General features: G+C 70.7%; 17 protein-coding genes. 8 read left to right on the top strand and 9 right to left on the bottom strand.

Features of this window, described 5'->3' with window-relative positions; genetic code table 11:
• The first annotated feature begins 38 nt into the window (after positions 1–38).
• Positions 39–1487: an MXAN_5187 C-terminal domain-containing protein gene (locus tag WME85_RS37430; protein ID WP_437827861.1), complete on the top strand. Its 1449-nt coding sequence runs from the start codon at positions 39–41 to the stop codon at positions 1485–1487.
• A 48-nt stretch (positions 1488–1535) separates the two neighbouring features.
• Here WME85_RS37430 and WME85_RS37425 read toward each other — a convergent pair whose 3' ends face one another.
• Positions 1536–2801 (bottom strand): hypothetical protein, encoded by a 1266-nt coding sequence (locus WME85_RS37425; RefSeq protein ID WP_437827860.1) that lies wholly within the window; start codon positions 2799–2801, stop codon positions 1536–1538.
• A 225-nt stretch (positions 2802–3026) separates the two neighbouring features.
• Here WME85_RS37425 and WME85_RS37420 point away from each other — a divergent pair, with 225 nt between their 5' ends.
• The 4 genes from WME85_RS37420 to WME85_RS37405 all read left to right on the top strand — a co-directional run bounded on the left by WME85_RS37420 (position 3027) and on the right by WME85_RS37405 (position 8778).
• The gene (locus WME85_RS37420) at positions 3027–4010 is read left to right on the top strand and encodes a hypothetical protein (RefSeq protein WP_437827859.1); all 984 of its coding nucleotides are present in this window, start codon (positions 3027–3029) and stop codon (positions 4008–4010) included.
• A gap of 121 nt (positions 4011–4131) precedes the next feature.
• Positions 4132–6471, top strand: coding sequence for a transglycosylase SLT domain-containing protein (locus WME85_RS37415; RefSeq protein ID WP_437827858.1), 2340 nt, complete (start codon positions 4132–4134; stop codon positions 6469–6471).
• Positions 6472–6591: 120 nt separating this feature from the next.
• Entirely contained in the window at positions 6592–7908 is a 1317-nt protein-coding gene (locus tag WME85_RS37410; protein WP_437827857.1) for a hypothetical protein, read from the top strand.
• Between the two features lie 162 nt (positions 7909–8070).
• The gene (locus WME85_RS37405; protein ID WP_437827856.1) at positions 8071–8778 is read left to right on the top strand and encodes a DUF4230 domain-containing protein; all 708 of its coding nucleotides are present in this window, start codon (positions 8071–8073) and stop codon (positions 8776–8778) included.
• A gap of 55 nt (positions 8779–8833) precedes the next feature.
• On the opposite strand, the gene WME85_RS37400 is transcribed toward WME85_RS37405, so the two are convergent.
• Entirely contained in the window at positions 8834–9562 is a 729-nt protein-coding gene (locus tag WME85_RS37400) for a class I SAM-dependent methyltransferase (protein WP_437827855.1), read from the bottom strand.
• A 386-nt stretch (positions 9563–9948) separates the two neighbouring features.
• On the opposite strand from WME85_RS37400, the gene WME85_RS37395 reads away from it, so the two are divergent.
• Both WME85_RS37395 and WME85_RS37390 read left to right on the top strand, forming a co-directional pair.
• The gene (locus tag WME85_RS37395) at positions 9949–12843 is read left to right on the top strand and encodes an endo-1,C4-beta-glucanase (protein ID WP_437827854.1); all 2895 of its coding nucleotides are present in this window, start codon (positions 9949–9951) and stop codon (positions 12841–12843) included.
• A 98-nt stretch (positions 12844–12941) separates the two neighbouring features.
• Positions 12942–13100, top strand: a complete 159-nt coding sequence (locus WME85_RS37390; protein WP_437827853.1) for a hypothetical protein — start codon at positions 12942–12944, stop codon at positions 13098–13100.
• 74 nt (positions 13101–13174) lie between these two features.
• On the opposite strand, the gene WME85_RS37385 is transcribed toward WME85_RS37390, so the two are convergent.
• The 3 genes from WME85_RS37385 to WME85_RS37375 all read right to left on the bottom strand — a co-directional run bounded on the left by WME85_RS37385 (position 13175) and on the right by WME85_RS37375 (position 17344).
• Positions 13175–14227, bottom strand: coding sequence for a M20/M25/M40 family metallo-hydrolase (locus tag WME85_RS37385; protein WP_437827852.1), 1053 nt, complete (start codon positions 14225–14227; stop codon positions 13175–13177).
• Between the two features lie 182 nt (positions 14228–14409).
• Positions 14410–15804 carry a serine/threonine-protein kinase gene (locus tag WME85_RS37380; protein ID WP_437827851.1) on the bottom strand — a complete coding sequence of 465 codons (1395 nt, stop codon included), beginning with the start codon at positions 15802–15804 and terminating at the stop codon, positions 14410–14412.
• Between the two features lie 1225 nt (positions 15805–17029).
• On the bottom strand, positions 17030–17344 hold the full coding sequence (locus WME85_RS37375; RefSeq protein WP_437827850.1) for a hypothetical protein: 315 nt from the start codon (positions 17342–17344) through the stop codon (positions 17030–17032).
• On the opposite strand from WME85_RS37375, the gene WME85_RS37370 reads away from it, so the two are divergent.
• Positions 17325–18029: a hypothetical protein gene (locus WME85_RS37370; protein WP_437827849.1), complete on the top strand. Its 705-nt coding sequence runs from the start codon at positions 17325–17327 to the stop codon at positions 18027–18029. The genes WME85_RS37375 and WME85_RS37370 overlap by 20 nt on opposite strands.
• Here WME85_RS37370 and WME85_RS37365 read toward each other — a convergent pair.
• The 4 genes from WME85_RS37365 to WME85_RS37350 all read right to left on the bottom strand — a co-directional run bounded on the left by WME85_RS37365 (position 18005) and on the right by WME85_RS37350 (position 20337).
• On the bottom strand, positions 18005–18337 hold the full coding sequence (locus WME85_RS37365) for a hypothetical protein (protein ID WP_437827848.1): 333 nt from the start codon (positions 18335–18337) through the stop codon (positions 18005–18007). The two genes, WME85_RS37370 and WME85_RS37365, sit on opposite strands and share 25 nt — an antisense overlap.
• 99 nt (positions 18338–18436) lie before the next feature.
• On the bottom strand, positions 18437–18754 hold the full coding sequence (locus WME85_RS37360; RefSeq protein WP_437827847.1) for a type V toxin-antitoxin system endoribonuclease antitoxin GhoS: 318 nt from the start codon (positions 18752–18754) through the stop codon (positions 18437–18439).
• 19 nt (positions 18755–18773) lie between these two features.
• The gene (locus WME85_RS37355; protein ID WP_437827846.1) at positions 18774–19037 is read right to left on the bottom strand and encodes a DUF3892 domain-containing protein; all 264 of its coding nucleotides are present in this window, start codon (positions 19035–19037) and stop codon (positions 18774–18776) included.
• 310 nt (positions 19038–19347) lie between these two features.
• Positions 19348–20337: a trypsin-like peptidase domain-containing protein gene (locus tag WME85_RS37350; protein ID WP_437827845.1), complete on the bottom strand. Its 990-nt coding sequence runs from the start codon at positions 20335–20337 to the stop codon at positions 19348–19350.
• Between the last annotated feature and the right edge of the window lie 40 nt (positions 20338–20377).

Below are 20377 nucleotides of genomic sequence, written 5' to 3'. Positions count from 1 at the left end.
TTGCCCTGAGCCCCGGCAAGAAGGAGTGGAGACGCAGGATGCGCGGAAAGATCATCGCAGTCTTCGCCGTGATTGTCCTCATGGTCGGAGGGCTCTCGTACGCCCTCGCGCGCGCCTCCCTCGGCGAGATCGCGAGCCCGGGCGAGGCGCCCCGCGCCCTCGCGGCCGCCATGGCGCAGCTCCAGGTGGACGGCCTCGTGCTGGAGCGGTGGCTCGCCTCCCACGCGAGCGACCCGAAGCTGCGCGAGCCGTTCAACGCCGGGACCGCCCCGGCGCGCGCCGAGGCGGCCACCAGCGCCGCCAACGCCATCCGGGAGGCGGTCGCCGCCTCGCCCGAGCTGGCCAGGACCCCGCCCTCCCTCGTGGTCCTCGTCGACACGAAGGGCGTGGTGCTCGGGCGGAACGCCTCCGCGCTCATGCGCGGGGACAACCTCGGCGCCGTCTACCCGTCGCTGAGGCTCGCCATCGAGCAGGGCGTGACCGGCTCGGACGTGTGGGTGAGCCGGGCGCGCAACGAGCAACTGCTCGCGTCGTACGCGCCCATCCGCAGCGACGCCGGGCAGATCATCGGCGCCGTCGCGGTGGGCACCGCGCTGAACGACGAGCGGCTGACGAACGCGAGCGAGCGCACGAGCGGGCGCCTCCTCGTCGTCGCGATGCAGTCGGGCGACGGGCTCGACGTGGTGGCGAAGTCGCGCGACGCCCCCGCGCCGCTGCTCGCGACGCTCACGGCGTCGCCGGCGAAGGACAGCGCCCTGCACGCGCTGACCTCCGGGCGGATGGTCGACATCGGCGGGGTGTCCGGCGAGTACAGCGCCGTCGGGCACGCGCTCGACGGCTACGGCGACGGGCGGCGGGCGGTGCTCCTCAGCATCGCGCAGCTGCGGACGCCTGGGCTCGCGAGCTCGCTCCTGTGGCCGCTGCTCGGCGTGACGGCGCTCGGGCTCGTGCTCGTCGTGTTCGCCGCCTACTTCCTCGACGCGTACATCTCGCAGCCGGTCTCCGAGATCGAGGACGGCCTGCTCGCGATCATGAACGGCCGCACGGATCTGAGGTTCGGGATCGAGCACGCCGAGCTCGGCGGGCTCGTGTTCCGGCTGAACTCGCTCCTGAACCAGCTGCTCGGCGTGCAGGAGGACGAGACCGACGCCGAGGGGCGCCCGTCGCGCGCCCCGACGTCGGCGTCGTTCCGGGACGCCCTCGAGGTCGACGAGCGCATGGCCGCGCTGCCCGCCGACGAGATCCCGGCGGACGCCAAGGCGCTCTTCGAGGAGCCGGAGGACGCCTACTACGCGCGCATCTTCGCCGAGTACATCGCCGCGAAGAAGTCGCTCGGCGACCCGGTGGATCACATCACGCGCGACGCGTTCGTCGCCCGCCTCAAGGCGAGCGAGCAACAGCTCGGGCAGAAGCACGGCAAGCCGATGCGCTACAAGATCGAGGTGCGCGGCAAGGAGGTCGTGCTCCTCGCCGTGCCGCTCGCCTGACGCGCGCGGCGCGCGCCGCCGGGACGGGTGAGCCCGGGGCCGCGCCGCTCAGTGCAGCACGGCGTCCGGGCCCTCGTGCAGCTCGACGCGCCCCGACGAGGGCTCGCGGCGGAGCGCGATCACGTCGGAGAGCTCGCAGCCGAGCGCGATCGCGGGCGACGAGGTCGTGATGATCCACTGCACGTTGGGCAGCGCCGCGCGCAGGCGCGCGGCGAGCGAGCGCTGGCGGTGCACCGGCTGCTGCGCCTCGACGTCGTCGATCAGCACCACCCCCTCGGCGAGGCGCGGATCGCCGCTCGGGTGCGCGGCCGCGAGCGCGCGGAGCGCCAGCGCGCCGAACGCGATCGTGTGCCGCGCGCTTCGCCCGAGGTCGTCGAAGTCGACGCGCTGGCCGTCCGCGCGCTCGAAGATCGGCTCGAGCCGGAGCGGATCGACGCCCACGTACCGGGCGCCGTGGCCATCGAGCAGCGCCGAGAGCACCTCCTTCAGCGCGCGATCGAGCGCGTCGAGGCGGGCGGATTGCGCGTGCGATCGTACGTTGAGCTGCGCGTCCGGCTGAGCTTCTGATTGCGCGTCTGATTGCGCGTCTGATTGCGCGTCTGATTGCGCGTCTGATTGCGCGTCCGATCGCCCATCCGCGTGCGCATCGGGGCGCGCGCTCGATGGCGCGTCGTGTCGGCCTGGCCCGTCGTGCCCGTTTCGCCCGTCGTGCCCGCCTGGCTGCGCGCCGGGCCTGTCCTTCGCGTTGCCGCGCGCGAGCGCGGCCGCGACCGGGACGAACGAGAGCACCTGCTTCGTCTCGCGGGCCAGGTCGGTCCGCGTCGCGTCGTCGAAGCTCGCGGCCGCGCGCACGTCGTAGCGGAGGATGCTGCGCTCGGGCGTCGTCAGCACGATCGAGGTGCGGGAGAACCAGCGCGCGCCCGAGAGCGCGACGAGGACGAAGCCGCCCTCCGCCGCGCGCCGCTCGAACAGCGACTGCTCCCGCCGACGCAGGAGCGCCGCGTCCTCGGGCTCGTCGAGGCGCGCGTTCGGGCTCGCGATGCGCAGCGGGTGCGCGCGCGCCGGATCGTCCGTCCCGAGCCTCCAGTCGGTGACCACGACCGGGGGCGCGCTCTCCTCACCGCGCGACCTCAGCTGTGCGACCGCGTACCCGGGCCGCGTCGACGCGATCGCCGACAGGATCGAGGTCTTGCCCACACCGTCGCCGCCGAAGAGGACCACGAGTCGGCGCGGCGTTCCGGTGGCGTCCCCGAAGGACAGCGAGAGGTCATCGAAGGGGCCGACATGGGCGAGGCGGACGCGAGAGAGCAGCACCGCTCGCGAAGCTATCACCGCGCAGCGCGCCCGCGGAACGCCCCCAGCACCGACGTTCGGCCCCCGGCGCGCCTTCGACGCGCCGTGGCATGCCCCGCGCGTGCGCGCGGCCGCCCCCGCCCCCGCGCCCCCGGTAGCGCGCGGCCGCCCGCGCCCCCGGGCCTCCGCGCCCCCGGTAGCGCGCGGGGGCGCGGCAGCCTAGAGTCGTCTTCCGGGGTCGTCACCGTGCTGCGCAAGCTGCCTCCGCCGGATTTCCGCTACGTGTGCCTCCATCCGGAGCCCGGCTCGACCGGCGCGCTCGCCGCGGCGAGCTCCGCGGGGCTCGCGGGCATCTCCGCGGCCGTCTGGAGCGCCGGCAGCCAGACGCTCTCGCTGGGGCTCATGGCCATGGGGAGCGCGCTCGGCGTGCTCGCGCTCGCCCGCGCCGAGCAGCGCCTCCCGGTCCAGCGCGGCGCGCGCGAGGTGACGATGGCGGTCGTCCCCTGGGGCATCCTCGTCGACCCGGACACGGAGCCGCGCGTGCTGCGGTGGCCCGCGGTGAAGCGCGTGAGCGTGGACGTCTCCCACACGATGCGCGGCGGGACGCCCGCCATCGTGTCGAGCCTCGTGACGGTGCACACCGAGCGCGACGTGCTCGCCGGCCGCGCCGCGGGCGCCGTGGACCTGGAGCGGCTCCTCGCCAACCTCGAGGGCTACGCGCAGGAGGCGGAGCGGCCCGTCGCCGGCGACATCGAGGGGCAGACCGTGCTCGGCGACGGCGTGACCGAGCCGATCGCCGCGGCGCTGCTGCAGGTGGCGGACGGCGTCTGCGCGACGAGCCGCGGCTCCGCGCAGCTCGCGCTCCCCGGGGGCGGCTACCGCACCGCGGCGACGCGCGCGGCGGCGCCCGAGACGATCGCGGTGCTGCGCTCGGCGCTGTCGTGGAGCTACGACTGCCCCGCCGACCCGCGGCCGCTGGCGGCCATCCTCGCGGGCGTGCTCGGGGCGGCGGAGCTCGTGCCGGAGCTCCTGCGCCTCGCGAGCTCGCCGCACCCCGTGGTCGCCGCGTTCGGCAAGGCCGCGGCGCTCCGTCTCGGTGCGCCGCCGAACCGGGCCGGCTCGCTCGATGAGGTGGCGGCCTTCCTGTTTGAGGAGGACGTCGAGATCGGAAAGCAGTGGATCGCGTCCGTCCCGCCACTTTGTTTGCGACCCGGCATCGAAGCTTGCTAGCTAGAGTGGTCGGCAGCGCGAGCGCTGCGGTGCGAGCGGCCTGCGCGCGGTGGCCGTCGCCCCGCGGGGCTGTTTCCTCGCGGCGCGCTGCCGGCGGGTCGTACACCGCGCCGGGTCGGCTATGAATCGGGCTCCGTCGTTACCGAAGCCGTCTTCACGGGTAGCGCGCCGCCGGCTGGCCGCGGCGTGTGTCCTGGGCCTCTCGCTCGCCGCGTGCGCAGAGCACCACGCGGCCGGGCCGCCGCCGTCGCAGAGCACCGCGCGCTCCGCGCCGCCGGCCGTGCCGCTCGCCCTGAACGGCGTGGCCGCCGCCGTGGCGCCGCTCGCGCCGCTCGCGCCGTCCATGGTGGACGGCGCGTGGGTCGAGGCGGTGCGGCTCGAGCGCTGGGCCGAGGCGGCGGAGCGGCTCGACGCGCTGCCCGCGGACCAGCGGTCGCTGCCCGCGATGAAGTACGCGCGGGCGCGCGTCGCGTTCGAGCTCGGCGATCACGGCAAGGCGGTGGAGCTGCTCCACGGCCTGGAGCAGGCGCTGCCGCTGCTCGCCCGCGAGGTGGCGCGCTACCGCGCCGAGGCGGCGTTCGAGGTGGGGCCGTTCCTCGCCGCGGCGGCGTACTTCGAGGGCGTCGGCGACGCCCCGGGCCTCTCGCGCGCGGCGATCGCCGCGATGAAGGGCGGCGATCTCAAGCAGGCCCGCGCGCTCGCGGATCGGGCCGTGGCGGCGGCGCAGCGCGCGCGCAGGTCGCGCGACGAGGCGGCGGCGCGGATGGCGCGGGCGCGCGTCCTGCTCGGCGTGCGCGACGCGGCCGAGCGCTCCGGCGAGAAGGGCGGCGCGGGCGCTGCCGCGGCGGCGCTCGCGCTCGCGGATCTCCGGTGGCTCGCGAAGAGCGCGCCTTCGTCGGCCGAGGGGCGCGACGCCGCGGCGCTCCTCGCCGCGATGCCGGGGCAGCTCTCGCCGCAGGATCGGCTCCAGAAGGTCGACGCCATGGTCGCCGCGGGCAGCGCGGCCGAGGCGATCGCCGAGCTCGACGCGCTGCCGGGCGTGCCGGCGTCGGAGCTCCACCACCGCCGGGCCGCGGCCCTGTACCAGGCGCGCGACTACGAGGGCGCGGCCGCGGCGTTCCTCAAGGTCGCGGCGTCGCCGTCGGCGCGCCAGGCGGAGCAGCTGCACCTCGCCGCGCGCTCGCTCTCGCGGCTACAGCGCGAGGGCGAGGCGATCGAGCGGCACCTCCAGGTCGCGCGCCGGTTCCGGAAGACCCGGTGGGGAGAGCTCTCGAGCCTGCTCGCGGCGCGGCTGCTCGTGCAGGTCGGGCGCTACGCGGACGCTGTCGCGCAGTACGGCCGGTTCATCGACGCCTACCCGAAGAGCGAGCGCCGCGGCGACGCGCTCCGCGAGCGGGCGCTCGCGATGCTCTCGACCGGCAGCGCCGCGCGCGCGCGGCAGCCGCTCGAGCAGCTCGCGCGCGACGCGGGCGCGGCGGAGGCGGCGCGGCTGCGCGAGCTCGCGGGGCTCGCGGCGCTGCGCGGCGGCGACCGCGACGGCGCGGTGCGGCTCTGGACGCAGGTGATGCGGGAGCAGCCGCTCTCGTGGGGCGCGCTGCTCGCGCGGTCGCGCCTCGCGGCGGTGGGCGCGCCCATGCCGCCGCTGCTCGTCCCGGCGTCGCTCCGGGACGCCCGCCCCGTGGAGGTGAAGCTGCCGCCGGCCGCGGCGCTGCTCGCCTCGATGGGGCTCGATCGCGACGCGGAGGCCCACCTCGCCGACAACGAGCGCCAGGTCACCGCGCCCTACGCGGGCCAGGAGAGCGAGGCGCTCTGCAGGATGTACGGCATGCTCTCGTCCGCGAAGCGCCGCTACCGGGTGGGCACGCGGGCGGTCTCCGCCGCGGCGCTCCAGCGCGCGCCCTCGCAGGCCGAGCGCTGGACGTGGGAGTGCGTCTACCCGGAGCCGTACGCCGGCGAGGTGCGCGCGCTCGAGGCGCAGCACGGGCTGCCGAAGGGCCTCGTTCACGCGCTCATGCGCCAGGAGAGCGCGTTCGATCCCGTCGTGGTGAGCCCCGCGAGCGCGGTCGGGCTCATGCAGCTCATGCCGGCGACGGCGAAGAAGGCGGCGAGCGAGCTGTCGCTCGGCTTCGAGCTCGATCAGCTCAAGAGCGCGCCGCTCAACCTGCGCCTCGGCGGCTTCTACATCGGCAAGCTGCTCCGGACGTTCGCGGGCAGCTTGCCGCTCGCGACGGCGGCGTACAACGCGGGCCCGAAGGCCGTGTCGCACTGGCTCGAGGGCAGCATCGACAGGGACACCGACGTGTGGGTGGCGCGGATCCCCTACGACGAGACGCGCACCTATGTCGGGCGTGTCCTCTCGAACCTGGCGCGGTACCAGTGGCTCGACGGCGGGGACGCGGCCGTGGAGATGCTCCCGCTCACGCTCCCCGCGGACGCGCGCGCCCCGGCCGACGCGTACTGAGGGCGGCCGCCGCCGCGACGGCGCGGGGTTCCTTCCGCGCTGAAATTGCGCTGTGTGCTTGAACTTGCGGGCGGGTGCCCTCACCGTGATGAGGTGGCAGGAACCGCTGGAAGTGACGGCGTGTTCAAGCGATGCGGGGTGGTCGTCCAGCCCTATGCGGACGCCCGGTTCATCGGCCGGATGTGGACCTCGACGCTCGCGTGGCTCCTCGTCCTTTTCTCGGTCGCCTCGCTCGTGGAGCCCCTCGCTGGACCGCTCGCGACGAGCGTCCTGATGCCGTTCGCGCTGCTCGGGTCGCTGCTCGCGCTGGTCTGCGTGATGTGCATGCTGTACGCGCCGTTCGCCTGGCTGGCAGCGGCGGTGGGCTCGTCCGGCGCGGCGGTCGTCCGCGTGAGCAGCGCGCTGTGGATCGAGCGTCCTGGCGATCGGAGATCGTTCTCGCTCCCCTCGCTCACGAGCGCGCGGCTCTCGAGCTCCGGCGGCGAGGTCGCCTTGAGGACGGACGACGGCGACATCATCCGCGTGCGCGTCGACGATCCGGGCGACGCGGAGCGGCTGGTCGGCGCGATCGCCGCCGGCCGGGCGCGGGGGACGTGGAGCGCGCGGCTCTACGACGACGTCCCGCCGCCGCTCCGGCGCCGTCTGTTCGTCGGGGTCGCGGCGCTCGTGTCGCTGATCTGCTGGTCGGTGCTGGACGCGGACGTCGCGCTGTCGCTCGGCGCCGTCACGGGCGCCGCGGCGTGGGTGCTCGCGGCGCTGCTCAGGGAGGGCTCGGCGCGCCGCGTGCTGGTGGCTGGCAGCGACGGGCTCTCGCTCCGGGACGACGCGGGCGAGCGCTTCATCCCCTTCAGCTGCATCGAGCGGGTCGAGGAGACAGCGCTCGGGGTCGAGCTCGTGCTCGCGGGGGGCGAGGAGCTCCCGCTCACCCTCGTGCCGCCGCAGCTGCTGCGCGATCCGAGCGAGACGGGGCTCAGCATGGTGCTCGCGGAGCGGCGCCGCGAGCACCTGCTCGCGCTGCTCCGCGAGCGGAGCGGGCGCGGCGCTCCCGAGGCGGGTCGCGCGGGCGCGCTGCTGGAGCGCCGCGGCCTGCCTGCGACGGCCTGGCGGGCGGCGCTGCGCCGGCTCGTGAGCGAGTCCGGCGCCGACTACCGCACGGCGAAGCTCACGCGGGAGCAGGCGCTCGCGGTGCTCGAGGACGGCGCGGCGCCGGCCGAGCTCCGGATCGGCGCAGCGCTCGCGCTCTCCGCGTGGCGCGACGGACAGACCGTGGAGCGGCTGCGGATCGCGGCCGAGGGCTGCGCGAGCCGAGACGTGCGGCTCGCGCTGGAGCAGGCGGCCGAGGGCGACATGGACGACTGGATGCTCGAGCGGGCGCTCTCGTCGGCGAGCCCGGGCCCGAGGGCGGTCGCGCCGCGGTGCACGTTGCCGGCGGCGTGAGGTCGCTTCGCGCCAGCGGGCGCGCCGCGATTGATTTCTTCTCGCCTTCCGGCCTTCCTGTTCTCAGAACTCTTTCAGGAGGACGCGCGGCTCGCTGGTCTCCGTCCAGCGGCGCTGCCGCGAGCGCTTGCAGCGCGCCCGTGGTCCTCGGAGGTAGCCCTGATGGAAGGCCCGCTCCACGACCCTTACGCTTCGGCCGCCGTTCACGTGCCGCGCCCCCGCGCGACGACGAGCAGCGCGGGCCGCGCCGCGCGCATCGCGCTGCTCGTCGTCGCGCTGCTCGCGTCGGTCGGGTTCGGCGCGCTCGTGGTGGCGCCGCGCCTCCGCGCCCCCGCGCCTCCGGACACCGTGGTCGCGCGGCCGTCCCCCGCGCTCGTGATCGCGATCCGCGATCTGGCGCGGCTCGAGACGACGGAGGTGCACGTCGAGAAGGTCGTGGATCTGGCCGACCGGCAGAGCCGCCTCTTCGGTCTGGTGCAGGCCACCGACGCCCTCCTGCTCGTCGCGGTCGGCCACGTCACGATCGGCGTCGACCTCGCGCGGCTCGGCGAGGACGACATCGCGATGGACCCGGAGACCGGCGTCGCCCGGCTCACGTTGCCGGCGCCGGAGGTGTTCTCGACGCGGCTCGACGAGGAGGAGACGTACGTCTACACGCGGTCGACGAGCCTGCTCGCGCGGCGCAACGAGCAGCTCGAGTCGCGGGCGCGGAAGGAGGCGACGGCCGCGATCGAGAAGGCCGCGCTCGAGGGGAACGTGATGGCGCGCGCGAAGGCGCAGGCCGAGCGGCAGATCACGGCGCTCGCGACCCAGCTCGGCGCGAAGCGGGTGGAGATCCGCTGGCGCGAGGTGGGGGGCGGGGGGGACTGACGCGAACGCCGAGCGGGGCCTGGAGCGACGTCGCGAAGGCCCGAGGGCGGGCGCGCTAGCGCTGGGCGGCCACCAGCAGGAACATCGGCCGCTCGCGCTCCTCCGCGAGCTCCGGCCGGGCGGCGATCTGCGCGTCGGTCGGGCCCCATTCCTCGACGTGCGAGACGGCGAAGCCTGCGCGGAGGAGCGCGTTGAGCGTGGCGCCCAGGGTGCGGTGCTGCTTCACCACGCCCTCGGCCAGCCAGTTCGTCGTGCGCGGGCCTTCGACGAGATAGCCGTCGACCGGCCAGGTCCTGCGCCCGTCCGCGTCGACGCGCCAGCCGGGGCGGCTCGGCGCCGTGTAGATCGGGTGCTCGACCGAGAAGACCAGGCGCGCTCCCGGCGTCAGGGCGCGGTGTACGGCCGCGAGCAGCCCGCCCAGGTTATCGATGTAGTGCAGGGCGAGGGAGCTGTAGGCGAAGTCGAACGCCGCCTCCGGCAGGTCCAGGCGCTCCAGGTCTGCCTGCGTATAGGCGATGACTTCGTCCGAGGCCTCTGACATGGCCCGCTGCAGCATGCGCTCGGACACGTCCACGCCGAGCACACGGGCCGCTCCGTGCTGTCGCGCCCACCGGCAGAACCAGCCGAAGCCGCAGCCGAGGTCCACCACGCGCAGGCCCGTCAGGTCGGGCACGAGGGCCCGCAGGGCCGGCCACTCCGGTGCGCCGTCGAGTCCCTCGACGGACCGGCGGAGCTGGCTGTAGGCCTCGAAGAATCCGGGATCGTCGTAGATGTTCTGGGTCATGGTCACATGCCTTTGCGACACACGCGGATAGCTGACACGAGCCGCGCCGTCGCCAGCATTCGGGACACCGGCAATCGCCGGGACCACCGCCCCGCGTGCGGTCACGGGCAACGGCGAGGGTCACGTCAGACCTTCCGATGCCCTCCGGCAGCATACCACAAAAGTGGTATATCGACCCGCCGAGCTCGGGCTTACTTTGCAGCGCGGCTCGACAGTTGAAGTCAGCCGATTTTTGAGGCGGCCCGTGAACGACCACGGCGAACCTCGCGCACGCTGTGCGGGAGAGCCTCACCGTATTCGCCAGCGCAGAGATACAGGGCCAATTCTGCGGGCCGAGCGTCAGCTCGCCTGCGCCGATATGGAGAGACCAGGAGCGAACTATGCGTGTGCGATCGAAGAAATCGCTGGTGTGGGTAGCGGGCGGCGCGGTCTTCATCGCGAGCTTGGTCATCGCAGGCGGTGCCGTCGCGTCGACCGTGTTGATCCTCAATCCCGCGGAGATGACGGGCAAGCTGTCGTTCAGCGCCGAGACGCTCACGAGCGCCACCGTGCGCGCCTCTTCCTCCGACGGATTGGAGGCGTGGGAGTCAGTCACGACGAGCCCGTATTCGCTGACCGTGGAGAGCGGCCACAATTATAACCCTGGCGTCGAGGCGTACTTCAGCAATCCTACCGCTGAGTCGACATCCCTGCGGATCAGCCGGTCGGCGTCGGTGTTTATCGACAATGCGAGCGGGCCGACCACGGTCGACTGGCAATATCCGAGCACCCGCCGCCTCAACTTCACGATCAGTGTGACTGGAGGTACGATCTCTCGTTACTTCGTGTATGCATCCGCAGGTGCTGGCGCCGAGTCTTACTTCGCGAGGACCTATCAACACCTCGCCAGCCCGCGGCCGTCGTCCGTTACGAGCTGGAATGTGATGGTTCCCCGGGATGGCGTCAGCGTGTACGGCTCGGTCGACTTGGTCGCTGCAGATGGGACGACCCAGGTCACGCGTCCCCTCGGTATGCAGACGGTCAATCTGCAAGCGGAGCCGGCGAGCGTGATCTGGCCGATCGATCTCACCAGCACGGGAACGCTGGAGGGGCTCATCGCCGTCACCCCCGGGGGCGGCATCAACAGTCAAATTTTGTATTTCCGGGGCGTCAACAACACGCCGACCCAGGGAACCAACGGCTGGCTGCAGGTACCTCCTGATGGCCACTACACGCTCGATCTTTCGCCTGGCCAGTACGACGTGTACCTGCGGAGCAGCTTCGCATCCCAGTACTCCGAGACCAGGTCGCACCGTGTCATCATCACCGCCGGCTCGACGAGCACCCAGGATTTCGTCGAGACGTTGGGCACGGGCCAGGTGACCCTGAACGTGAGCGGTCTCTTCTCCGACGCTGATCTCTCCTGGGTACATACGCAGCTCCTGCGTCAGGATCCGAGCCCGGGTATCGAGACGTCGGCCGAGCACTTCGCACCAATCGATGGTCAATTCGAACATTTACTCCCGAGCGGACTATGGAGACGCTACCTCCTGAGGTTCGGCCTCTACGACTCGTCCGACCCACAGCTCCCGCTCAACGTTCAATACTACCGTTATCGCTACAATGACAGCGGCGCCCCGCCGATCTCAGTCGCCCCGGGTACAGTGGAGAACCTCGGCGCCGAGGACGTGACGCTGGTCAAGAGCAACGCCTACTTTTCCGTCAGAGGTTCATCGACTCCCCTGGACAGCCCGTACATCGATGCCTACCGGAACGAATTCAACGGCGACGGCTCGCTGAAATATCATCGATGGTTCCGAGCGTATGGCTCCTCGACTCAGAGCAATATGCCCGCCTTGACCATGGTCGCCGAACCGGGCACCTATACGATGAGAGCGTACGCCACGGTCAATGACTCCGTGACACAGCTCAGCACCCAGGACGTCAGGTTCGGAACACCGGCGCCCACACTGCCGAGCGCGGATCCCTCTCACCCAAAGGTATTGATCAAGCCGATCGAGGGCACCGCGCTCACGGTTAGCCTGGAGTTCCCTCAGGTGACGTCGCCTGGCGTCACCACCGTGACCGAGACCCCCTTCGGTCCCGAGCCGCCGGAGGGATTCCAGGCGTTCTGCGAGAATGGGGATGTCGCCGCAGATGTCGGATGTAACCCTATCTACTACGACATCAAGACCACGGCCAGCTATCCGGATGGTCCAGACGACCGGTTGGTGAAGGTGTGCGTGAAGAGGCAGTTCTTGGGTCCCGAGCCGACCGAATTCCTCTCCCTTGGTCATTATGATGAGACGACGAGCGCGTGGGAGGTGCTTGAGCCTCCACCGGGAGCGGACAGGTCAGCGATGAATTGCATCGATGATCTTGCGGCGTGCGGTTGCGACGATGAGTCGAGCTGCGGCATAGATTACAGCGATCCAGACAATCCGATTAGCGTGGTCCAGGTCTGCGGCATGACGCGGAGCTTCTCGCCGTTCACGGTGCTGAAGGGAAAGCTCAAGTTCACCAACACGGTGGACGGCGTATCGTACGAGGGGCCGACGGGACCGCCTGCGCTGCAATCGTGGACGGTGCAGGAGAGCGGCGTTTATCGTATCACGGCAGTCGGAGCCCGCGGCGCCAGCGCCTCGCAGGCAACAAACGTCTCTGGTGGCTGCGGCGCCCAGATCGCCGGAGACTTCACGCTGTCGGCCGGTGATAACGTCGCGATCCTCGTCGGCCAGAAGGGGACCTCTGCCCCCTACAGCGGCGGCGGCGGCGGCGGGACGTTCGTTACATTGAACGGCTCCCCCCTGGTCATCGCCGGCGGGGGCGGCGGGGTCCGCTCCGGCGCGCTGGTCAATGGTCGCAACGGAAGCGTCAGCACGGCCGGTGTGAGTGGCTCGGTGAGCTCCAGCTATACGTCCGGTTTCATCGCGGGCGGCGCCAACGGCCTCGGTGGTACCAGGATCGCATCCTACGGATCCGCCGGCGGTGGCTGGCTAGGCAACGGCGCCTCCGACGGAGCTTACGGGGAAGGCGGCTTCGCATTCTCGGCGGGGATCATGGCTGGCAAGGGTGGGGTTGGAAAGTCCTGCGGCGGGTTGGCTCACGGAGGGTATGGCGGCGGCGGCGCCGGCAACGGCTGCTATGGCGGCGGCGGCGGCGGCGGTTACTCGGGAGGTGGCGGTGGCCGTGTGGGCGGCGGCGGCGGCTCCTTGAACAGCGGCGCCAACCCCGCGGGTGGGGAAGGCGTGTGCACGCCGAGCGGCCATGGCGTGGTTACCATCGAGCACCTGAGCCAGTAGCTTCGAGCTCTCCGCAGGAGACGTCGCCGACCAGGTGCTCGACCGCATAACGACCTGCCAGCACCTCACCCGGCCCGATCGGGCAGGAAGCGCCCTCGATGGAGGGCAAGGTCGGGGCGGTGCGCGTCGTTTCCACGGTTTCCACGGTGACGATGCGCCACGTGCGATATCACGGCGGCCCAAATGGCGCCATCCGCCTGTCCGGCCTGCGCGCTGCCGGGCTCATTGCGTCGGTCCTCGCGGGATTCCGATCGTAGTCGGACCAGGTCGTTCCCTGAGGCGCGTCGTCGGCCGAGCCCTCGATCGCATATGCGCCGACGCGAGGGGCGCGTCACTTCATGCTGGCGAGCCAGCGGTCGAGGATGGTCTGCGCCCGCTCGAGCTCTGCAATCTCCGTCACCTCGTTCTGGGCGTGCATTGTCCGCTCCGCGCCCGGTCCGAAATTCGCCGCCGGGATCCGGAGCGCCGCGAAGCCTGCCACTTCCGTCCAGCTCTGCCGGGCCTCCACGCCTTGAACGCCGCTCTGTTCGAGCGCGGCGATGAGCGCGTGGCTCCGGTTCGGCGGCGCCGGCTCGGAGAGCTCCTCGAACCGGACGGCCCCCACGCGGTCCACGAGCGCCATCAGCCGTTCCTGGGAGGTGTGGGAGTCCGTGCTCGGACCGAACGTGTGGTGCACGTTCACCTCCAGCTGGTCTGGCACGACGCTGCCGGCGCGGCCCCCGTGGGCCGAGGTGGCGCTCATCGTTTCGTACCAGGTGAGGCCGTCCACGACGTCGGGTACGGGCTCGAACGCGGCCAGATGAGAGAGCACGCGCGCGAACTTGTGAATCGCATTCACGCCAGCCCCGGGCAACCCGCTGTGCGCCGTGCGGCCTGCAAACGCCAGTGTCGCGTGCGTGGAGCCTCCCGAGCCGAGCTGCAGCTTGTTGTCCGTGGGCTTGAGCACCAGGGCGAAGTCGGCATCCCGGAGCTCGGCGTCCTTCGCCATGACCAGCCTGAGCTCGCTCCCGTCGAAGCCGCACTCTCCGCGAGCGTGAAAGACGAGGGTGATGTCGGCGCGTACCGGCGGCCTTCGCTCGGCCAGATCGAGCATCAGGCACAGGCCGCTCTTCTCGGCAGCTCCAGCGCCCAGCACGCGGTTGTTCTCCACCCGCGCCCCTCCTCGCTGCCCCGGGTTCGCCACGTCGAGCTGCCCGACGAGTAGAACCCTGGGGCCTCCCGACCCGCGCGAGAGCGGCGCTACCAGAGAGTTACCGTAGCGGCGCAGCGATGAGGCCAAGGGTAACGCCGCGAGACGTTGATCCAGCTCGTCGGCCAGCAAGCGCTCCTCACCTGACGGCGACGGGATCTTGCACAGCCACAGCAAATTGTCGAGTAGCTTCAAATCGACCTCCGATCAGAAGAAACGATGCGCGCTGGCCCCCGAGGAGATAGGCATCGTCCACGGCCGGCCGATCTCCCGCGCCAGGACGAACCAGACGCGAAGTTGGTCGCCGATCCGCGAGAAGGTGTCGAGATCTTCTACTGGTCCCAGCCCTCGGGCCAGGGGGAGGACACAACAACCGCTCAGTGGCGCGTCCTGAGCAGATCGCGTTCGGTGGGCCCGCCCCGCGCGCTCGTCGCGCGGTTGCCGCGGAGGGGGGGCGCGCTCCGCGGCGCCGGGCGGGGGTCGACCGGGCGCGCGGCCTGCGCGGAGAGGGGGCGCGGCGCGCCCGCGGGGACGGAGGCCTCCTCGGGCGCGGGGACGGCGGCCTCCGCCGCCGCGGCGTCGGCCGATCTCGCTGCTGGACGTGGGCTCGCCTGGGCAGCGACGCGCGCCTGCACGGCGCCACCGATCGACGCGGCGCGCGCGTCGACGCTCGACGCCCGCAGCGCGGCGGGGACCTGGACCTGCGCCCACAGCGCGCCGGTCGACAGCACGACGCCCAGCGCCACGACGAGGCCGGCCGCGAGGCCCAGCTTGCCCCGGCGCGCGAGCTCGGGTCGCGCCGGCGCCCCCGACAGGCCGACCGCGGCCTTGTAGGCGGCGATCATGGCGTCGATCGAGGGGAACCGCTCCGCCGGATCCAGGGCGAATGCCCGCGTGAACCAGGCGGAGAGCGCTGGCGGCGCCTCCGGGTACAGCGCCGGCCGCGGTGGTTGCGCGCTGGCCAGGATCGAGGCGAGCACGTCGCTCATGGTGTGGCCCGGGAAGGGCAGCCGGCCCGTGAGCGCCTCGTACGAGACGACCGCGAGCGCCCACATGTCCGAGTGCGGGTTGGTGTCCCCGTCGCACGTGTGCTCCGGGCTCAGGTACGCCGGCGTGCCCAGCACCACGCCGTCGGCGGTTCGACGGGGGAAGTCGGCTGGCAGGTCCTTTCGGATCCACTTGGCGATGCCGAAGTCTGCGACCTTGGCGCGCACCTCACCGTTGCGCTCCTCCTCGAGGAGCACGTTCGTCGGCTTGACGTCGCGGTGCACGATGCCGAGGCCGTGCGCGACCGAGAGGGCCTCTCCGATCTGGCCGAGGAGCGGGGCGAGCTCCGCCGGGGACATCGGCCCTCGCTCCTGCATGAGCTGCCTCAGGGACCGACCTCGAACGTAGGCCATGACGAGGTACGGACCCGCGGCAGGATCGTTGCCGACGTCGCGCACGGCGACGACGTGGTCCGTCTTCTGCGCCAGCTGCGCCGCGAGCTGAGCCTCGAACCGGAAGCGCTCCAGGGCGGTGCCTGCCTGGCTCTCGCGCTGGACCGTGAGGAGCTTGAGCGCGACGTCGATCCGCAGGGCCCTGTCGTGCGCGAGCCACACCTCGCCCATCGCGCCGCGTCCGAGCAGCCGCGAGAGCTTGTACCGCCCGGCGACGAGCTGGTTGCGCCGCGGGTCCTGCGCTACTTCGTCCCGCCCGGCCGCAGAAGAAGCGGGACCGGCGTCGCCAGAGCTGTTGGAGCGCGCGGCAACGGCACGCGCGCTGTCCACCATCTGGAGATTGGCGTCAGATTGTCCAGCGGAAGCCGATGCTTGCCACACGAGCGCTACCCTCCGTGCCGTCGCCGTGTCCAGGCTCGTTGACGCGCGGATGCGACAACGCTCCTGGATATCGAGACCGGGGCATGTCTTCCACGATACCACCAGGAGGGCGAAAGTGGAATCAGGAACGATGGAAGCGCCTCGCTGGGGGGTCTCCGGATCTGCCGTAAGGTGCGCAAGGGTGGTGGCTCAGCGCCATGGCGGCGCCTCGACCAGGCCGGAACGTGATCTTGATAGCGTCTGCGGCGTCTGCCGCCCTGTTCGACCGGTTGTGGTGGACGCCCGCGATGTTGCTTCGGTCGAGATCGAGCACGAACGTAGCATGGTGGCCAGGGCGGTATGGGCGCTGGCCGGGAGCGCCGCGGTCCTTGCCGCCAGCGGCGAGCGCGGCGGTGCGGAAGCGGTCGGCCGTCGTGCGGTCGTTCGACCGACTCCTGGCCACGTGATCCGTGTACGGGCGCGAGCGGTAGGTCTCCAGGTGACAGCGTCGCGCACCATGTAGATGGCACCCCAGCGAACCGCGCGGCCGTGGCGTCGGGATCGACGCCAGCGAGCTCGGGAACCTCGATGTTCGCCTGGGTGAGCGCCGAGCGGCCGTATCGACTCGTGCCATGCAACATGTGGCGCGCGAGCTCGTCGCGCGCGTCGATACTGAGGCTTTCGCGCACGGGCTTATCGCGTGCGGATGTCGAGGGGGAGATCGTGGCCGCGCGCTGACCAGCTGCGCCGACGCCTTGGGGGCTTTCGCAAAAAACCGACCCCCGATCCCGCAGCGTTGCGACGTGGCCATCTGGATGTTGCAAAAAGTTTGCCGAATTGATAAATTCCCCTCGCCGTGCGGATGGGGCACCAGCGCCCTTGGCTGGGTCGTCGCCCCCTGTCTCTCGCCTGATCGAGCTCGGTAGGTGTGCGTGGCAGCAACGACAAGCTGGACTCGGGGGGGCGCGAGGCCGTGGGCTCCGCGATGATCGCGCCCCGGCCGGGTCGCTCTGGTCATCTCGTTCCGGATCGAGCGGCCGGTGGTGCTCGCGGGGCTGACCTCGTGCAATGGCAGCTCGCAGCGCCCCGACGCCAAGACCTGCCAGAGCGCTCCACATGCCCATGAGCTTCGCCGCTCCACGGCGCAGCTGCCCCTCCAGCTTGATACAGGAAAGGAAACGGAGACCATGAAACGCACTTATCGACCGTTGCTGCTGCCTCTTACCGTCGCGCTGTTCTCGTACGTGGCCGGCTGTTCCGGTTCGGACTCGACTGCGGACGCCTCGAGCGACGGAGCGACCAGCACCTCGTCCACCTCCGGCGGCGGCACCACCTCGTCGTCGGGCGGCGGTACCGCCTCGTCCACCTCCTCCACCTCCTCCGGCGGCGGCACCGCCTCGTCATCCGGCGACGCCACCTCGTCGACCTCTGGCGGCGACGCCGCCTCGTCCACCTCCTCCGGCGGGGGGACGACCGAGAGATTCAGCTTCTTCGTGACCAGCCTCGCCGCCATGCGGGAGCTGTCGGGCTCCCAGGACGGGTTCGGGGGCGACCTCCGCTTCGGGGAGACAGGGCCGGGCGCCGGTCTCCGCGGCGCGGACAAGATCTGCGCGACGATCGCCGAGAAGAGCCTCCCGGGCGCAGGAGGCAAGACGTGGCGCGCGTACCTGAGCGCTGTGGCAGGGGAGGATGGTAACCAGGTCGACGCGATCGACCGGATCGGCGAGGGGCCCTGGTACGACAGGCTCGGCCGGCTGGTCGCGAACAACAAGGAGGAACTGCCCAACACGCGTCCGAGCGGGGCCGATGAGGCGATCGTCGACGATCTGCCGAACGAGGACGGCGTCCCCAACCACCAGCCCGATCCCGGTCAACCCGAGGTCGACAACCACGACACGATGACGGGCTCCAACACCGAGGGGCGGCTCCAGAGCGCCACGTCGACGTGCAAGGACTGGACGAGCGCGACGGGCGACAGGGGCTCCGGGGGACCGCGCCTCGGGCACTCGTGGCCGAGGGGCGGCGGCGGCGGCCCGGGCGGGGGCATGAGTGGAGCCCACTGGATATCGTCCCACGATGCACCGGGGTGCGCGCCGGGCGTCAATATCGCGGACACGGGAGGCCCGCAGCCGGGGTCGACCAGCGTCGGCTCCGGCGGCGGCTATGGCGGGATCTACTGCTTCGCCCTGACGCCCTGACGCAGGTATAGCGGCGTGCGCCGGCCCTCGGTCAGCTGACCCGCCTCAGGACGAATCACGTAGTTCACCCTGGAGAGAAAAGCGGCCAGCTCTTCTGCGCCACCGTTGGCGGCTGAGCCGGCCATGCGGGGAGCACGACCCGCTACCGTGCGCCGTATGGCGTCGGCGCCGGCCGTGCACATGACCACCGTGATATCCAGGCGAGCGCCGAGCGGAAGCGCGCGTGAGCGCCGCTTCCGCCGGCGATGGAGGATGGCGAGCCCGGTCGCCAAGGCGAGGATCAAGAGCCCCACGAGGAGGGGGCGCATGCGGCCTGCGCATCCTACGTCGAAGAAAACTGACGAGACAGGTGCGGCGCTGCCGCTCTGATTCATGCACCTTGGCCGCGCATCAGGCTGGTTTACCCGTCAACGGAAGTAATCTGTCGACGAGGCATTCGTCGCCTGAACGACTGTCAGCCCTATCCAGGCGCTCGTTCCCTGTGTAACGAGCACCTCACGGCTCTTGCCAGTCGTGGCCGCGACGGCGTTAGCTCGATCGCGTACAGTTGCCGCCGTGTCCGCGTACGAGTCGAGGAAATACATTCCCGATGGAAGGTGGTAGTGTTTGCCGTCCGCAGCAGGCACGATCCTGCTGAATCCAGCTGCCTCCATCGCGGCGTGCAGTGTGTTGTAGTCGTCCGGGGTAGCGGAGTGCAGCTCGATGCGAGTCATGAAATATGCCATGTGTTCTTCTCCTATGTGCTCAGCAGTCCGGGAGGTCGGCCAGGTTGTTTCGTGTCGTGGAGTCCCGGTCCGTTCGCAGATACCTGCCTGTGGGCCCATTCACGACTCGGACCTCGGTCCGGCGCCCGTCAGGCCAGGAAACGAAATACGTGTGAGCTCCCGAATCAATGTCGCGGATGGCTTCGCTCTTCGTCCGTGGCGACCAAGTCGTTCCAGGGTTGCAGAGCCTGGTGATGTCGCCGTTGTTGTCCTTGTCCGTCCTCGTAACCTGTCGCTCTGCCATGTGGATCTCTCCTTGTGTTCAGATCAGCTTCTTAAGTTATTATTCGTAAGGTTGAATTTGCTTGCGTTCTTTGTGTAAACAATTTTTATGGTGTCCTTCGGGTATCGTTGCGCTCCGCTGGCTCTTGCCTTAGTAATTGGGTTGCTGCCTACGATTCGTGTGTGAATCTTGTACTGCAGGTCCAGAGAGAAAAATGGTTCGATTGATTGTTGTGTGCCTCCGGAAAAGTGGAGCGTTCGCGAGGTTCGTTGAATGCCGCGTCGCAGATGACGCCCTCTGGCGCGGATCGGCGGGCGAGGGAATTCATGTCTCAACGGCATCTGCGGAGCACATCTACCACCCGATCGACATGGATCCCTTCGTTGCGGAAGAAGCGGTCCTTGGTTCCTGGCTCGAGGAGCCATCCGCCGCTGTGATGCAGCGCGACGAGCTCCCAGTGCTTGTTGAAGACGGGCGAGCCGGATGAGCCGGGCAGCGTGTCGGTCAGGTACTGCACGCGGCCCTCGCCCACGTAGACAACCAGGTTGTGGAAGAACGAGAGCTGCTTCTGATCGCCGCCGGGGTGCTGGATGATGTTGACCCGTTCGCCAAACTCGACCCGGGCCGACTGGAGCGCGATCGTCCCCCAGCGTGCGGAGGGCTCGCCCGCGACCTTGACGATCGTGCAGTCGTCGTCGCTGGAGGTAACGAAGAAGGCGTCAGGGTCGAAGCGCAACTCCTCCGGTTCCGCATCGCGGCCCTCGACGGTCTTCTGATAGTTGAACTGGACGGTCGCGTTGGCAGCGGCGTCTCGGCCACCGATGACGTGGTGATTGGTGACCAGGAGGTCACCGGGAATGAGAAAGCCCGTTCCGAGCGAGCCGGAGACCTTGATGCGCGCGACCGCCTGCTCTCGGCGTGTGCCGATCTGAAGGAAGTTCACCGGGACGAGCGCGCTCTGGGCGCCGAGGATTTTCTCCAGCGCCGGACCGCCGCTGCCCCGCCACGGAAGCGAGGTGATGCTCGGCGCTTCGACGTAGCGTACCGCTGCGCCCTCGCGCAAGCGTCTGAGGATCTCGTCCTCGGGGTACTCCTCGATCGCGCGGTCGAGCACCGCGAAGACCCACCGCGCACCCCGCTTCTGCGCCTCATCCAGGACGCTATGCCAGGTGAGGTCTGCTCGGTTGTGGAAGGCGATGCGAGTCGCGTCGAGCTTGATATCAGCGAGGAACCGGCGCACCTCGGCGTCGGACGGATATTTCCACGAAAGGGACTCTCGCAAGATGCGTATCGCTTCGGGGGAAAGAGCCTGATTCATCATCTCCTCGTTCTCCGGTGGAGCACGCCTGCGTCGCCGCCGC

Source organism: Sorangium sp. So ce1153 (assembly GCF_051521595.1).
GTDB lineage: Bacteria > Myxococcota_A > Polyangia > Polyangiales > Polyangiaceae > Sorangium.
The sequence above is the reverse complement of the archived record's forward strand: the minus strand, read 5'-3'. Positions and strand labels throughout refer to the sequence as shown.